We start from the raw sequence: 14,817 nt of genomic DNA, 5'->3' as shown, positions 1-14,817 counted from the left end.
AGTTTCATAATACAATTCATTATAGATTTGGAGCAGCAAACATATTGTATTTCATCTAATTAAACAAGCATTTCGTCGATTATTTGCATTACATCGAAAATATCTGTTTAGCACTTGTCAATTAAAAAAAATTCACTATTTTTGCACCCAATTTAACATTTTTAAAGTAAATTATTATGAATCATTATGAGACTGTTTTCATCTTGAATCCCGTTTTATCTGAACAACAGGTAAAGGAAACAGTGAGTAAGTTTGAAGATTACCTTACTTCTAGAGGAGCAAAGATGGTATCCAAAGAGGATTGGGGCTTAAAAAAATTAGCCTATGAAATCCAACACAAGAAAAGTGGTTTTTACCATTTATTCGAATTCACTGTGCCAGGTGAAGTTATTCTTGGTTTTGAAACTGAGTTTAGACGTGACGAAAGAGTTATGCGTTTCTTGACTGTAAGTCTTGACAAACATGCAATCTCTTGGGCAGAAAGAAGAAGAGAAAAATTAAAAGTTAAAGCGTAATCACTATGTCAACAATCGAGCAATCAGCTAAAGGAAAAAAAGAAGGAGATATCAGATATCTTACTCCTTTGAACATAGATACGAACAAAACTAAAAAGTATTGTCGTTTTAAAAAATCAGGTATTAAATATATTGACTATAAAGATGCCGATTTTTTATTGAAATTTGTAAATGAGCAAGGTAAAATTTTACCTCGTCGTTTAACAGGTACTTCATTGAAATATCAACGCAAAGTGTCAGTTGCCGTAAAAAGAGCTCGTCACATTGCATTAATGCCATACGTGGCGGATTTATTAAAATAATAATTAATTAAGTTGTTGCCTCGTCATTGGCGGGCTAACTTCTATAAAAAAGGACATCAACATGGAACTAATCTTAAAACAAGACGTTCAAAATTTAGGTTTTAAAGACGATATCGTTTCTGTAAAACCAGGATACGGTAGAAACTTTTTGATTCCACAGGGATTTGCTTCATTAGCAACTCCTTCTGCAAAGAAAGTTTTGGCTGAAAACCTAAAACAAAAAGCTCATAAAGAGCAAAAAGTTGTAAATGATGCTAAGAAAGTAGCCGAAAGTTTAGCTGGCTTAGACATCAAAATTAATGCAAAAGCAGGTGGTGAAAAATTATTCGGATCGGTTACAAATATTGACATTGCTGAGGCTTTAGAAGCAGCTGGTCAACCAATCGAGAGAAAATACATTACCTCTGGAACCGTAAAAAGAACAGGTAAATATGCTGCAACTATCCGTTTACATAGAGATGTTGTTGTAGAATTGCCTTATGAAATTGTTGCTCAGCAATAATTTTCAATGCATATAATTTCAAAAGCCCTGTTTTGCAGGGCTTTTTTTATGGAAAAGCAGACACAAATTATAAAAGTTCTAATTTCTAATGTATTTTAGCACCTGATAATTTTAAAAAGCCATGGTACAATTTATTAAAATATATCCTGATAATCCCAACGAAAAGGAAATTGCAAAAGTTGTCAAGGTATTAAAAGATGGCGGACTGGTGATTTATCCAACCGATACGGTTTACGGTTTGGGTTGTGATATTACCAATTCCAAAGCTTTAGAGCGTGTTGCAAAACTCAAAGGGATTAAGTTAGATAAGGCGAATTTCTCGTTTATTTGTCATGATTTGAGCAATATTTCTGATTATGTTCGGCAAATTGACACAGCCACTTTTAAAATATTGAAACGAGCTTTACCGGGACCGTATACTTTTATTTTGCCCGGAAACAACAACTTACCCAAAGAATTTAAAAAGAAAAAAACTGTGGGTATTCGGGTACCTGATAATTCAATTATACTTGAACTGGTTAAACAATTAGGCAATCCAATTGTTTCTACATCTATTCACGATGAAGATGAGGTTTTGGAGTATTCAACCGACCCGGAATTGATTTTTGAAAAATGGCAGCATTTGGTAGATGTAGTGATTGATGGCGGTTACGGTGATAACGTTGCTTCTACGATTATTGATTTGTCGGAATTTGAGCCTGTTGTAGTTCGTGAAGGAAAAGGTAGTATCGACTTTTTATAACAAAAAATGCCTCAAGAAATTGAGGCATTTTTTTATTTGATTAAAGAAATAATTAATTATTTACCTTCTTTTTGATTTTTCATTTCTTTTTCAATCATCTCGTAAAACTCGTCAATTTTTGGCATTACGATAATCCGAGTTCTTCTGTTTGCAGCACGATTTTCAGAGGTCGTGTTTGGAACTAATGGAATAAACTCGCTTCTACCTGCTGCAATTAATTGTTTGGCACTTACTTTGTGGTCGTTTACCAATACTCTAACAACAGAAGTAGCTCTCTTTACACTCAAATCCCAATTATCCAATAAGACCCCATTTCTATAAGGAACACTATCTGTATGACTTTCAACCATACAATCAAAAGTAGGTCTTTCATTCACTACTTTAGCTACTTTACCTAAAACTTCTTTTGCACGGTCACTTACGTCGTAGCTACCTGATTTGAAAAGTAATTTGTCAGCAATCGAAATCATTACCACTCCTTTTTCAACATTTATTTCAATATCCGGATCACTGATACCTACTGAACTTTTTAAGCTTGTCACTAAGGCTAAGGTTACGCTGTCCTTTTTGGTCAATGCATCTTGTAAACGAGTAATTTTAAGATCTTTTTCTTTCAAACTTTCCAAAGATTTCTCTAAATTTTCAGCACCTTTTGTAGATAACATGGTAATATTCCCCACATTACTAATCAAATCAGTGTTTGTTTTTTTCAAATCAGCAATTTGATTGTTTAAAATATCTTTTTCAGATAAACACAAATTCAACTTTACAGTTGTTGAATTCAATAAATCCTGACACTCTTTATTCTTTGCTTCTAAATCGGCAATTTTCTTCTTGGTTCCACAAGAACCCAAACTCAATGCTACTACACTGATAAATAAAACAATTCTTTTCATTTTTAGTCGATTTTAAGATTTGTACAAAATTAGTTATTAAAACTATATTTGTTAAACTTTATTGTGATAAAAATTAGTTAATAAGTTCTTTGTAAAGCTTTATTTTTTTAACAAAGTAACCATATACGATACTATTTATCTTGTAGTATTTTTTTTGTTCAATTTTAATTCTTTTTTGCAAGGCTGAACGAAATAAAAAATAAAATGAAAAATGAGCACGAAGAACTGCCCAAAAATGTCCGGGTTTGCCTTTAAATAAAAATTGAAATCCGGCAATTCCGTCCAAAATCAATCGGACGAAAAGTACTGTAAACATTTTATTCTTAGGAACATTTTTGACCAACATGAGCAAGGAGTTTCTAAAATTCAAATAGGTTTTATTCGGATTAGAAACATGTAACGTAGCACCACCCACATGGTAAACAGTTGAGTTCCCACAATACATTGCCAGCCAATTAGTATTGAAAGCCCGCCAGCATAGGTCGATTTCTTCTTGGTGGGCAAAAAAGTGGTCGTCAAAACCATTTAGTTTACGATAGACTTCTTTACGAATGAAGAAACACGCTCCCGACGCCCAAAAAATTTCACAAGTATCATCGTACTGACCATTATCGGTTTCAATCGAGTCAAAAATACGTCCTCTACAAAACGGATAGCCATATTTGTCGATGAATCCACCGCCGGCACCGGCATATTCAAAGCGGGTTTTGTCTTTGAAATCTAAAATCTTTGGTTGTATAATTGCCACCTTTGCATCAGATTCAAAAATGTCAAGAATGGGTTGCAACCAATTTTCGGTGACTTCAATATCGGAATTGACTAAGGCATATATTTCTTCTTCTACTTCTTTCAAAGCTTCATTATAGCCTTTGGCAAATCCGAAATTGTCTTTATTTTGAATGATTTTTATTTGTGGGTAATTCGTTTGTATGAAGGCAACGGAATCATCGGTAGAAGCATTGTCAGCCACATAAATTGTAGCTCCCTCAGAAAACTGCACGATGGAGGGAATAAATTGCTCCAATAATTTACGACCGTTCCAATTTAATATGACAATTGCAATTTTATTCAAAGTATTCCAATTAGTTGTTTTTTAAATCCAATGCAGGTAACTCTTTCAGGAAATTGTATTGTTCATTTTCAAAATCCATTTCGCAAAAATAATGATTCAAACCATTGGTCACCATTAAATAACTGGCTTTTAAATTTAAATTGTATCGGGCAATCTGATTGAATGTTTCCTGTGAAATTTTTATTTCCGGAGCTTTGCATTCTACAGCAAGGAAAATTGTGCCATTTGGATAAAATACTACTACATCGTATCTTTTGGTTAAACCATTGATTTGAATGGATTTCTCGACGTTGATATAAGACTTTGGGTATTTTTTTGAAACTATTAGAAACTGAACCACGTGTTGTCTGACCCATTCTTCCGGTGTAAGAATTACAAATTTTTTCCTGATTTCATCAAAAACAGACACTTTATTTTCACTATTTTTGAAGCGAAAGGAATATTCGGGGAAATTCAATTTTTGCATGAAACAAAAGTACTAATTTTGAACGAAATCCAATTTAAAGTTATACCAGCCACATGGATGAAGTAGTTGCAATAATTAAAGATATCACAGCAGGAAACATTAAACCTATCTATTTTTTGATGGGTGAAGAACCTTATTATATTGATAAGTTGACGGAGTTTATCGAAAACAATATCCTTACCGAAGATGAAAGAGCTTTTAATCAACAAGTGTTGTATGGAAGAGATGTTTCGATGGATGATGTAATATCATCTGCCAAACGGTATCCGATGATGGCTGATCGTCAGGTAATTATTGTTCGCGAAGCCCAGGATTTGTCGCGTACCATTGATAAACTGGACAGTTATGTAGAAAACCTTCAGCCTACTACAGTTTTAGTCCTTGCTTACAAATACAAAACCTTAGATAAACGTAAAAAATTACCGAAGTTGATTGAGAAAGCAGGCGTTCTTTTTGAAAGTAAAAAAATGTATGACAATCAAGTAGGAACATGGATTTCACGCGTTTTACAAGGCAAAGGCTATCACATTGAACCGAAAGCTTCCGCAATGTTGGTGGAGTTTTTAGGGACCGATTTGAGCAAAATCAATAATGAATTGGAAAAACTAAAGATAATCTTACCCAAAGGAACCACATTCACACCTAATCATATTGAAGAAAATATAGGTTTCAGTAAGGATTATAATGTGTTTGAATTTAGAAAAGCGATCGGTGATCGCAACCAATTACAAGCTTACAAAATCGCTAATCACTTTGCACAGAATAAAAAGGAGTATCCTATGGTTTTAACAACGGGACAAGTTTTTGCTTTTTTTTCTAATCTGTTGCAATACCATGGTTTAAAGGATCGATCTCCCGGAAATGTAGCAAAAGTTTTAAAAGTGAGCCCTTATTTTGTAAAAGATTATGACGTGGCCTTGAAAAACTATCCGATGAAAAAAGTAAGTGCTATTGTCTCTGCATTGCGAGATGTAGATGCCAAAAGCAAAGGCGTAGGAGCAAATAATTTAAAGGAAGCAGATTTGTTGAATGAAATGCTGGTGAAGATTTTTAATTAAAAATACGCCTAACAGTTCACGATTTTATTCACAGGATATTTTAGAAGTGTTTTAAACGAAAACCGCAAATACGCAATATATATATATATATTGAAGCATCAATCTAATTTTCGAATTTGCGGTTACCTTTTGAAAGTAAGTATAAGCAATTTAAAATTTAACCATCAGCACTTTTACTTCTCCGTTTCTCAAAACGGTTACCGGTAATTCGTCACCGGCATTGATTTTAGAAAGACAGTCCATGTAACCGTAAACTTCTTTAATTTCGCAAGTTCCAATTTTTGTCAGAATGTCACCTTCTAAAATTCCTGCGATTTGAGCGGGACGATTTTCAGTAACTCCGTCAATATGTAAACCATCTCCGTGATCGGTATAATCCGGCATGATTCCTAAAGTGACTTTATATTTGGGAGCACTTTTTGAAGCGGTGGTTTTGGTTTTTACAAATTCCACTTTGTCAAGTTCTGAAATTTCATTGGAAACTCTAAAAACATAATCAACGATGTTTCGCACACCGTAATAATTGATTTTTTCTTCATCGTCACTTGGTTTGTGATAATCATCATGGGTTCCCGTAAAAAAGAACAACACCGGAATGTCTTTCAAGTAAAATGAAGTATGATCGGAAGGTCCAACGCCACTTTGGTCTAATGTCAAATTAAAACCGGCCGGTTTGTTTTTCTCCACTATTTTGGTGAAATTCGGATTGGTTCCAACGCCACCTACATTCAAACTTTTCATCGCATTTAAACGTCCAATCATATCTAAATTAATCATTAATGATACGTTTGGATACTTTTGCTTGATGGTTTCCGCCATGAATTTCGAACCAATTAAACCATCCTCTTCACCTGAAAATAAAACGAAGATGTAATTTGCCTTTTCAACCGTTTTGTTTTGCGAAAGCATACGTGCTAATTCAAGTACACCGGCAACACCAGAAGCATTATCATCGGCACCATTGTGAATTTCACCTTTTGAATTTGGTTTCGTTGAATGATTGTGTTCGTTTAAGCCTAAATGGTCATAATGTCCACCAATAATAATTGTTTTAGACGCTTTATTGTCTAAGTAAGCAATCACATTTTTACCGGTGTTGTTTTTTACGGCTAACGAATCCTGCGGATTCAATTTGACTTTGTATTCAAATGACTGTAGATAATTTTTACCGTCGTAGGGTTTCAATTTTAATTTTTTAAATTCTTTTACTAAATAATCGGCGGCCAGCTGCTCTTCTTTTGAGCCTGTCAATCTTCCTTTTAAATCATCGGAAGCCAGATAGGTAATGTGGTTTTTAAGCGATTTTTGTTGGGCGAGTTCTGCAGGATCACTATCTACCCAATCTGCAATATACACGTTGGTTTCACGAGCTTTTTCTTGTTGTCTGTTACTTGAAAAAACCAAACGTTTGCCATCGGGAGAAAACATCGGGAAAGCATTGAATTCACTTTCATACGTAATTTGTTGCAAATTTTCTCCGGTAACATCAATCATAAATAATTGAAAATCATAACCTTTGGTTGAATGATGATTGGATGAAAAGATGATTTTTTGATCGGAAGGATGAAAATAAGGTGACCAATTGGCTTTTCCTAAAGTAGTAATTTGTTTTAAATCGGAACCATCTACATTGCACGTGTAAATTTCCATTTCAGACGGAGCCACTAAATTATCTGCTAAAAGCGATTTGTAATCCGCAATTTCCTCAGGACTTTTTGGACGTGACGAACGAAATACTAATTTTTTACTGTCGTGTGAAAAGAAACAACCGCCATCGTAACCTAAACCGGAAGTGATTTGCTTTAAATTGGAACCATCGATATCCATCGTCCAAATTTCTAAATCGCCCGTTCGTATACTTGTAAAAGCAATTTTCTTGCCATCAGGAGAAACCACCGCTTCGGCATCATATCCTGGAGTTTCGGTCAGTTTTTTGGTTATGTTTCCTTGTAAATCGGCAATATAAATATCAAATTCAGGATAAATCGCCCATAAATATTTTCCATCACGTGGTTTTGGCGGAGCCGGACATGCATGGTTGTCGGCATGTGTGGATGCATACAAAATATGTTTGCCATCAGGCATGTAATACGAGCAAGTAGTTCGTCCTTTTCCTGTAGAAACTAGTTTCAGACTTTTGTTTGAGAATTCTTTTTCCTGTAAATCCAACATAAAGATTTGGTCACAGGGAACTCCAAAGGCTGTATTGGTGACTTGTAGTGTTAATTTACTACCATCCGGACTGAAATAAGCTTCTGCATTATCGCCTCCAAAAGTTAGTTTTTTAATGTTTTTTAAATGTTTTTCTTGAGCTTGAGTGGATAGATTTATACCTACTAAAAGAACGATGATTTTTAATAGTTTGGAAGAAAAAGGCATGGCCATAAAAGACTGATTTTAAAATAGAAGAGCAAATATACAAAAAAGCTTCACTTTTATTTAGACTCAGTCTCGTTTATTTTCAGAATGACTTACCAAAAAAGGCAGCACAATCCTTTTATTTACGGTCAAAATTCATGATATTTGTGCCTCAAAAAAACTAACACAAATTTAGATGGGGATGAATAAGAACACAATTTTAGCATGGGCTACTTTTATTATGATTGTCATGGGGATAATTTTAATTGGTATGGGAGCTTTTAAATATGATGATGTTGCCGGTTGGGGGTTTGCAGCAACGGGCATTGGTTTTTTGGCGATTGCTTGGGTTTTCAATGCTTTAAAGGGAAGAGTTTAAATAAATTCCAATACGGAAATTCCAAATTCCAAAAAAAATAAAAAAAATAGAATAGTAAAAAGTTAGAAAAATGGCAGACGATAAGAAAGTAATATTTTCAATGTCTAAGGTGAGCAAAACTTACTCTAGCACGAATAAGCAAGTGTTAAAAGATATCTATTTGAGTTTCTTTTATGGAGCTAAAATTGGTATTTTAGGTTTGAATGGTTCCGGAAAATCGTCCTTATTAAAAATCATCGCGGGAATCGATAAAAATTTCCAAGGCGACTTGGTTTTTGCACCGGGATATAAAGTAGGTTATTTGGAGCAAGAGCCCCAATTGGACGAAACCAAAACGGTAATTGAAATTGTGCGTGAAGGTGCTGCAGAAACCATCGCATTATTGGATGAATTCAATAAAATCAACGATATGTTTGGTTTGCCGGAAGTGTATGAAGATGCCGATAAAATGCAAAAACTCATGGATCGTCAAGCAGAATTGCAGGACAAAATCGATGCTGCCGGTGCTTGGGAAATTGACAACAAATTAGAAGTTGCGATGGATGCTCTTCGCACACCAGACTCAGACACACCAATAAAAGTGCTATCCGGTGGTGAAAAGCGTCGTGTTGCATTGTGTCGTTTACTATTGCAACAACCCGATGTTTTGTTGCTGGATGAGCCAACTAACCATTTAGATGCCGAATCGGTACTTTGGCTGGAGCAACATTTGCAACAATATCCGGGAACTGTAATTGCAGTAACTCACGATAGATATTTCTTGGACAATGTGGCGGGATGGATTTTAGAATTAGATAGAGGAGAAGGAATTCCGTGGAAAGGTAATTATTCGTCGTGGTTGGATCAAAAATCCAAACGAATGGAATTGGAAGAAAAAGTAGCTTCCAAACGCAGAAAAACCCTGGAACGCGAGCTCGATTGGGTACGTCAAGGTGCCAAAGGTCGTCAGACCAAACAAAAAGCCCGTTTACAGAACTACGACAAGTTGCTGAATGAAGATCAAAAAGAATTGGATGAAAAATTAGAATTATACATTCCAAACGGTCCACGTTTAGGAACCAATGTGATTGATGCCAAAGGCGTATCCAAAGCATTTGGCGATAAATTGTTGTATGAAGATTTAAATTTCACGCTGCCACAAGCGGGAATTGTTGGTATTATTGGTCCGAATGGAGCAGGTAAAACTACCATTTTCAAAATGATTATGGGAGAAGAGACACCGGATAAAGGTACTTTTGCTACCGGTGAGACGGTTAAGATTGCTTATGTAGATCAAGCCCATTCTAATATTAATCCTGAGAAATCTATTTGGGAGAATTTTTGTGATGGACAGGAATTAATCATGATGGGAGGTCGACAAGTAAACTCACGTGCCTATTTGAGTCGATTTAATTTTGGTGGCAGTGATCAAAACAAAAAAGTAGCGACACTCTCGGGAGGCGAACGCAACCGTTTGCACTTAGCCATTACTTTAAAAGAAGAAGGAAATGTATTGCTGTTGGATGAGCCAACCAATGATTTGGATATCAATACGCTTCGAGCATTGGAAGAAGGTTTAGAAAACTTTGCAGGTTGTGCCGTCATTATTTCGCACGACCGTTGGTTTTTAGACAGAGTTTGTACACACATTTTGGCCTTTGAAGGCGATTCGCAAGTGTATTTCTTCGAAGGAAGTTTCTCAGAATATGAAGAAAATAAAAAGAAACGTTTGGGAGGAGATTTAACACCGAAGCGAATTAAGTATAAAAAATTGGTTCGAAATTAAAGAAATAATTTTTTTAATAATTACTGTATTTAATCAATCATTAATACCAGCGTTTTTTGTTCTTTTTAGAAGCATCCGATTTACGGGATGGGTTTTGTTTTTTCGTAGTATTTCTAAAATCCTTTTTTTCAGGTTCTGCAGTTGCAGTTTCCGGTTCATTTGACCATGGATACGGGTGATCTTTGATGGTTTTTACATTCACTTTTACTAATTTTTGAATGTCTTTCCAATAAGTTTCCTCGTCTTTTCCACAAAAGGAGATGGAAATACCTCCATTTCCTGCACGACCGGTTCTACCTATACGATGCACGTAGGTTTCAGGAATGTTTGGTAAATCAAAATTCAGCACATATGGTAAACTTTCAATATCAATTCCTCGAGCGGCGATATCAGTGGCTACCAAAACAGAAATTTCATTCTTTTTAAATGCTTCTAAAACGCGTTGACGAGCCGATTGTGATTTGTCACCGTGAATAGCTTCGGCATTTACTCCGTTTTTCTTTAAAGCTTTTACCACATTATCTGCTCCGTGTTTGGTTCGTGTAAAAACCAATAAGTTATTCAAATGCTCATTTCGTATTAAATGATACAAAAGTTTGCGTTTGTCTTCTTTTCCAACAAAATAAATATGTTGTTCAACAGTTTCCGCGGTTGATGAGATAGGAGTAACCGAAACATATTTAGGTTTGGTTAAAAAGCTATCGGCCAATTCGCGAATGGCAATTGGCATCGTTGCTGAAAACAGTAGCGTTTGTCGGTTATCAGGAGTTAATTTGATGATTTTTTTTACATCATTGATAAATCCCATGTCCAACATTTGATCTGCCTCATCTAAAACCAAGGTATGCAAATGGTCTAAATCAATGTACCCTTGTTTGTGTAAATCTAAAAGTCTTCCGGGTGTTACAATCAAAACATCGACACCTTTTTTTAGTTGATCTACTTGAGGAACTTGACTAACACCACCAAATATAGTTAACTGCCGGATATTTGTGTAACGACCGTAAGTGTCAAAGCTTTCACCAATTTGGATGGCTAATTCACGTGTTGGAGTGACAATCAGAGCACGAATAACTTTCCTTTTTTGAGCAGAGCCCACCATTCGATGTAAATTGTGTATAATAGGAATGGCAAAAGCAGCCGTTTTTCCTGTGCCGGTTTGGGCACAACCAACGATATCGTTTCCTTCTAAAATAATTGGAATGGCTTGTTCTTGAATAGGAGTAGGGGTGGTATAACCCTCATCTGTTAATGCGTGCTGTATATTGGGTAGTAGATTTAAATCTTGAAAAGTCATAATACTAAATTTGACCGCAAAGATACAATTAATTAGCAATACGGACTTTCTAAATAAAAAACCGGTAAACTACTTGATTATAATGCCGCGTAGTTTGCTTTAGCTTTGATAAAATCGGTAATTAAATAGCCAATCAATTTACCAATCAATTGCGGATTTTTATCATCACTTAAACCCGGTGCACCTTCGCAAATATGTAAGTAAGCTGCATTGGCATGTTGGCCAAAATGATTAACGAATTGACGTGCTTGCTCCACTGAATAGCCGCTTAAAGTCATCGCACTGCTAGCGATATTAGGCAAAGAATCTAAATCAATTTCGATACCAAAACTATCATTTTTAACAAACGTAAGTGCTTGATTGAGTTCTTGTTCAAAGTTTTTCACCTTGCGAATGGCAATTTCATCGTAGGTGTTAAATCGAACACGGTCTTCTAAATCTTTTAATCGAAGCAGTACATTTTTTGAAGTATAACTTTCATGCAAACCGAATATAAAATACTTTTTTAAGAATCCCTCATCAAAAGCGTATGAAAAACCATTGCCGCTGTGTCTACCTTCCAAAATTCTAAAATCAGAGTGAGCATCCAAATTTACTGCGTTTATTGGTCTTCCTTTGGCTAACGCGGTTCCCTTGATGTTTCCGTAGGCATTATTATGTCCGCCACCAATAATAATCGGAATTTTTCCCGCTTTTACAATGGTAAATAGTATATGAGCGACCTCTTTGTCAATTTTTTCTACGAGTTGAGACAAAAGCTTGCGGTCTTCAATTTTTTGAAAATCTAAATTTTCAGCTTTTTTTAAATCTTCGGATACATTTAAGCATCCTAGTATAAGTAACTGACTTCCTTTACAAAAACGATTGTGCTGAATATTAGCAATACATTTTATGGCACTATCCCAGGCGGATGCAGCACCAACTCTGCCAAAATTAGCACGAATACCAATGTCTTCCGGAATTCCTAACAGCACAAATTTGGCTTTGCATTCAGTCAGAAAATTAGTAATGTTCACTCCTTTGGGAGCAGTCAACATCTTTTCGCCAAATTTTACTTCACCACTCCGGTGACTCGTAATTTTTCCCAGTTCAAAGGAACTAAAGAGGGTCAGGTTTTCCATAAGTGTAATAATAATCAAAAATACAATTTAAAAGTAAAAAAAACGTTTGTAAGTTTCAAAACCTTAAAATAATTACTATAACTTTGTTGAAAATTAAACTTAATGGAAAATCAAGAACAAAACAACAATTCAAAATTAAAGGCTATCATTTTAGTTTTAGCACTTTTATTAATAGGTAGTTTAGCCTACATGTTTAAAATGAGTTCTGACTCAAAGCAACTTGAAACTGAATTGACTACGGAATCTTCAGAAAAAGAGGCAGCTTTAAAAGATTTAGCAGCTTTAAAAACAACATACGATGCTGCGATCGCTGAAAATACTTCGATGTCTGAGGAATTAATTGCAGAACGCGAAAAAGTAATACAATTAATGGAAGATTTGAAAAAATCAAAAGGCGATGCTGCTTCAATGCGTAAATACAAACAACAGTATTTTGCTTTAGAAGCAAAAATGAACAATTTAGTTCGCGAAAATGATGCTCTGAAAAAACTGAATGAAGATTTAACTACGAATTTAGACAGTACTAAAACAATTTTAGTAGAAGCGAAGGAGTACAACCAAGTATTGGTAGGACAAAATGAAGATTTAACCAAAACAGTTGAAAAGGCTGCTAAATTGTCCATTCTAAACTTAAAAACTTCCGGTTACAAAGTTAAAAGTTCAGGCAAAGAAATAGCAACTGACAGAGCAAGTAGAGTAGATTTATTAAAAGTAAACTTTACAATCGCTGAAAATTCAGTGGCAAAATCAGGAGATAAAGAATATTATGTTCAGATCATTGACAGTAAAAACAATGTCTTAGGTGATAAAAAAGATGTACTTGTAAACGGCAGCACTTTGTCTTACAGTTTTATCAGTAAAGTTGCTTATGCAAATTCAACAGTGGATGTTTCTGAAAACTTACCAGGAAAAGGGTTTGAAAAAGGAACGTACTTTGTAAATATTTTTGATAAAGGAACTTTGGTTGGAAAAACCAGTTTTTCTTTAAGATAATATTCTAAAGAATATAGTGAAAGAGGGGCATTAGCCCCTTTTTTTATTCTAGTATGTTTCCGTTGATGAACACCTGTTCAATGAGGTTCGATCCAAATTCATACGGCAATTGATAATAAGAATGTATGGGTTTTGTGATGATAATATTTGCATTTTTTCCTTTAGTAATACTTCCATGGGTTTCAGAAACTCCCATAGCATACGCACCGTTGATGGTTGCTGCATTAATAGCTTCCTCGGGGGTCATTTTCATTTTGATGCAGGCGGTTGCTACCACAAAGTTCATATTTCCGGAAGGAGTTGTTCCCGGGTTGTAATCAGTAGCTAAAGCCAAGGGCAAGCCGGCGTTCATCATTTTTCTTGCCGGAGTGTAGGGGATGCTTATAAAATAGCTGCAAGATGGCAAGGCTACTGGCATCGTATCAGAATTTTTTAATGCTTGGATATCATCGTCGGTTGCAATTTCCAGGTGGTCTACACTCAATGCGTTGTGTTTTACACAAGCTTTGATTCCTTCAATTGCAGTAAATTGGTTGACGTGTATTTTTGGTAGTAGTTCGTATTTTTTACCTGCTTCCATGATTTTTTCCGTTTCTTCCACCGAAAAATAGCCAGTTTCTAAAAACGCATCGATGAAATCAGCTAATTTTTCTTTTGCAATTGCAGGAAGCATTTCATTAATAATCAAATCGATATAACCGCTATGATTTTCTTTGAATTTAGCAGGAAAAGCGTGTGCTCCTAAAAAAGTAGCTTTGATTGCTATCGGATATTTTTGCTTCAAACGTTGAATCACTCGCAACATTTTCAGTTCACCTTCCACCGTTAACCCATAACCTGATTTAATTTCAATGGCTCCCGTGCCTAATTTCATTACTTCTTGTAATCGTAATTCCGACTGTTCAAAAATTTCGTCTTCGCTGGTTGCATTCAATTTTTCAGCTGAGTTTAAAATTCCACCGCCACGTTGAGCAATTTCTTCGTAGGTTAAACCATTGATTCGATCTACAAATTCCTGAATCCTATTTCCGGCATAAACTAAATGGGTATGACTGTCGCACCAAGTAGGCAAAACTACTTTTCCTGTTGCATCAATTGATTTGTCAGCATTTATTTTAGGGCAATGGCTCATCGGTCCAAAATCAGCTATTAAATCATTTTCAATCAATAAATAAGCATTTTTTATACTTGGCAACAAAGCCATTTCAAGACCTGAAACTTTTAAAATTCCGTTTTCACGAACTTGTAATAGTTCTTGTATATTTATAATGAGTGTTGTCATACTAAAAAAGAAGAATAATTCATGTAAAAATAGAATGAAATAATTAAAACTCTTAATTTTATAGAAAAT

At 35.1% G+C, this 14,817-nt stretch carries 15 protein-coding genes; 8 read left to right on the top strand and 7 right to left on the bottom strand.

The annotated features are described in order from the left end of the window. Nucleotides 1-176 precede the first annotated feature (176 nt). The 4 genes from rpsF to ACIQ2S_RS01060 all read left to right on the top strand — a co-directional run bounded on the left by rpsF (nt 177) and on the right by ACIQ2S_RS01060 (nt 2,061). On the top strand, nt 177-515 hold the full coding sequence (gene rpsF, locus ACIQ2S_RS01075) for a 30S ribosomal protein S6 (RefSeq protein WP_396172215.1): 339 nt from the start codon (nt 177-179) through the stop codon (nt 513-515). Between the two features lie 5 nt (nt 516-520). Next, on the top strand, nt 521-817 hold the full coding sequence (rpsR, locus tag ACIQ2S_RS01070; RefSeq protein ID WP_396172214.1) for a 30S ribosomal protein S18: 297 nt from the start codon (nt 521-523) through the stop codon (nt 815-817). 61 nt (nt 818-878) lie between these two features. Continuing rightward, nucleotides 879-1,319 (top strand): 50S ribosomal protein L9, encoded by a 441-nt coding sequence (gene rplI, locus ACIQ2S_RS01065; RefSeq protein ID WP_396172213.1) that lies wholly within the window; start codon nt 879-881, stop codon nt 1,317-1,319. 121 nt (nt 1,320-1,440) lie between these two features. After that, on the top strand, nt 1,441-2,061 hold the full coding sequence (locus tag ACIQ2S_RS01060; RefSeq protein WP_396172212.1) for an L-threonylcarbamoyladenylate synthase: 621 nt from the start codon (nt 1,441-1,443) through the stop codon (nt 2,059-2,061). Nucleotides 2,062-2,117: 56 nt separating this feature from the next. Here ACIQ2S_RS01060 and ACIQ2S_RS01055 read toward each other — a convergent pair whose 3' ends face one another. The 3 genes from ACIQ2S_RS01055 to ACIQ2S_RS01045 all read right to left on the bottom strand — a co-directional run bounded on the left by ACIQ2S_RS01055 (nt 2,118) and on the right by ACIQ2S_RS01045 (nt 4,495). After that, a complete protein-coding gene (locus ACIQ2S_RS01055) occupies nt 2,118-2,957 on the bottom strand; it encodes a flagellar motor protein MotB (RefSeq protein ID WP_396172211.1) in 840 nt (279 codons plus the stop codon). Between the two features lie 73 nt (nt 2,958-3,030). Next, on the bottom strand, nt 3,031-4,029 hold the full coding sequence (locus ACIQ2S_RS01050) for a glycosyltransferase family 2 protein (protein WP_396172210.1): 999 nt from the start codon (nt 4,027-4,029) through the stop codon (nt 3,031-3,033). 10 nt (nt 4,030-4,039) lie between these two features. Continuing rightward, nucleotides 4,040-4,495, bottom strand: a complete 456-nt coding sequence (locus ACIQ2S_RS01045) for a type I restriction enzyme HsdR N-terminal domain-containing protein (RefSeq protein ID WP_396172209.1) — start codon at nt 4,493-4,495, stop codon at nt 4,040-4,042. A gap of 53 nt (nt 4,496-4,548) precedes the next feature. Between ACIQ2S_RS01045 and holA the strand changes: the two genes are divergently transcribed. Continuing rightward, entirely contained in the window at nt 4,549-5,553 is a 1,005-nt protein-coding gene (gene holA / locus ACIQ2S_RS01040; RefSeq protein WP_396172207.1) for a DNA polymerase III subunit delta, read from the top strand. Between the two features lie 150 nt (nt 5,554-5,703). On the opposite strand, the gene ACIQ2S_RS01035 is transcribed toward holA, so the two are convergent. After that, entirely contained in the window at nt 5,704-7,938 is a 2,235-nt protein-coding gene (locus ACIQ2S_RS01035) for a M20/M25/M40 family metallo-hydrolase (protein WP_396172206.1), read from the bottom strand. A 169-nt stretch (nt 7,939-8,107) separates the two neighbouring features. Between ACIQ2S_RS01035 and ACIQ2S_RS01030 the strand changes: the two genes are divergently transcribed. Together ACIQ2S_RS01030 and ettA are read left to right on the top strand one after the other, a co-directional pair. Continuing rightward, nucleotides 8,108-8,290, top strand: coding sequence for a CAL67264 family membrane protein (locus tag ACIQ2S_RS01030; protein ID WP_396172205.1), 183 nt, complete (start codon nt 8,108-8,110; stop codon nt 8,288-8,290). Nucleotides 8,291-8,360: 70 nt separating this feature from the next. Further along, nucleotides 8,361-10,055 (top strand): energy-dependent translational throttle protein EttA, encoded by a 1,695-nt coding sequence (gene ettA / locus ACIQ2S_RS01025; protein ID WP_396172204.1) that lies wholly within the window; start codon nt 8,361-8,363, stop codon nt 10,053-10,055. Nucleotides 10,056-10,095: 40 nt separating this feature from the next. Here ettA and ACIQ2S_RS01020 read toward each other — a convergent pair whose 3' ends face one another. Together ACIQ2S_RS01020 and ACIQ2S_RS01015 are read right to left on the bottom strand one after the other, a co-directional pair. Beyond that, nucleotides 10,096-11,352, bottom strand: a complete 1,257-nt coding sequence (locus tag ACIQ2S_RS01020; protein WP_396172203.1) for a DEAD/DEAH box helicase — start codon at nt 11,350-11,352, stop codon at nt 10,096-10,098. Nucleotides 11,353-11,429: 77 nt separating this feature from the next. Next, nucleotides 11,430-12,473 carry a formimidoylglutamase gene (locus tag ACIQ2S_RS01015; protein WP_396172202.1) on the bottom strand — a complete coding sequence of 348 codons (1,044 nt, stop codon included), beginning with the start codon at nt 12,471-12,473 and terminating at the stop codon, nt 11,430-11,432. Between the two features lie 102 nt (nt 12,474-12,575). On the opposite strand from ACIQ2S_RS01015, the gene ACIQ2S_RS01010 reads away from it, so the two are divergent. Further along, the gene (locus ACIQ2S_RS01010) at nt 12,576-13,466 is read left to right on the top strand and encodes a hypothetical protein (protein WP_396172201.1); all 891 of its coding nucleotides are present in this window, start codon (nt 12,576-12,578) and stop codon (nt 13,464-13,466) included. 43 nt (nt 13,467-13,509) lie between these two features. Here the strand turns inward: ACIQ2S_RS01010 and hutI are convergent, their stop codons facing one another. After that, entirely contained in the window at nt 13,510-14,748 is a 1,239-nt protein-coding gene (gene hutI / locus ACIQ2S_RS01005) for an imidazolonepropionase (protein WP_396172200.1), read from the bottom strand. Nucleotides 14,749-14,817: the final 69 nt, after the last annotated feature.

Source organism: Flavobacterium sp., assembly GCF_044371705.1.
Classification (GTDB): Bacteria; Bacteroidota; Bacteroidia; order Flavobacteriales; family Flavobacteriaceae; genus Flavobacterium.
This window is presented reverse-complemented; position numbering and strand designations above follow the sequence as displayed.

Coding starts and splice junctions, on each gene's coding strand:
- rpsF (WP_396172215.1), top strand. CDS start 177: ATGAATCATTATGAGACTGTTTTCATCTTGAATCCCGTTTTATCTGAA.
- rpsR (WP_396172214.1), top strand. CDS start 521: ATGTCAACAATCGAGCAATCAGCTAAAGGAAAAAAAGAAGGAGATATC.
- rplI (WP_396172213.1), top strand. CDS start 879: ATGGAACTAATCTTAAAACAAGACGTTCAAAATTTAGGTTTTAAAGAC.
- ACIQ2S_RS01060 (WP_396172212.1), top strand. CDS start 1,441: ATGGTACAATTTATTAAAATATATCCTGATAATCCCAACGAAAAGGAA.
- ACIQ2S_RS01055 (WP_396172211.1), bottom strand. CDS start 2,957: ATGAAAAGAATTGTTTTATTTATCAGTGTAGTAGCATTGAGTTTGGGT.
- ACIQ2S_RS01045 (WP_396172209.1), bottom strand. CDS start 4,495: ATGCAAAAATTGAATTTCCCCGAATATTCCTTTCGCTTCAAAAATAGT.
- holA (WP_396172207.1), top strand. CDS start 4,549: ATGGATGAAGTAGTTGCAATAATTAAAGATATCACAGCAGGAAACATT.
- ACIQ2S_RS01035 (WP_396172206.1), bottom strand. CDS start 7,938: ATGGCCATGCCTTTTTCTTCCAAACTATTAAAAATCATCGTTCTTTTA.
- ACIQ2S_RS01030 (WP_396172205.1), top strand. CDS start 8,108: ATGGGGATGAATAAGAACACAATTTTAGCATGGGCTACTTTTATTATG.
- ettA (WP_396172204.1), top strand. CDS start 8,361: ATGGCAGACGATAAGAAAGTAATATTTTCAATGTCTAAGGTGAGCAAA.
- ACIQ2S_RS01020 (WP_396172203.1), bottom strand. CDS start 11,352: ATGACTTTTCAAGATTTAAATCTACTACCCAATATACAGCACGCATTA.
- ACIQ2S_RS01015 (WP_396172202.1), bottom strand. CDS start 12,473: ATGGAAAACCTGACCCTCTTTAGTTCCTTTGAACTGGGAAAAATTACG.
- ACIQ2S_RS01010 (WP_396172201.1), top strand. CDS start 12,576: ATGGAAAATCAAGAACAAAACAACAATTCAAAATTAAAGGCTATCATT.
- hutI (WP_396172200.1), bottom strand. CDS start 14,748: ATGACAACACTCATTATAAATATACAAGAACTATTACAAGTTCGTGAA.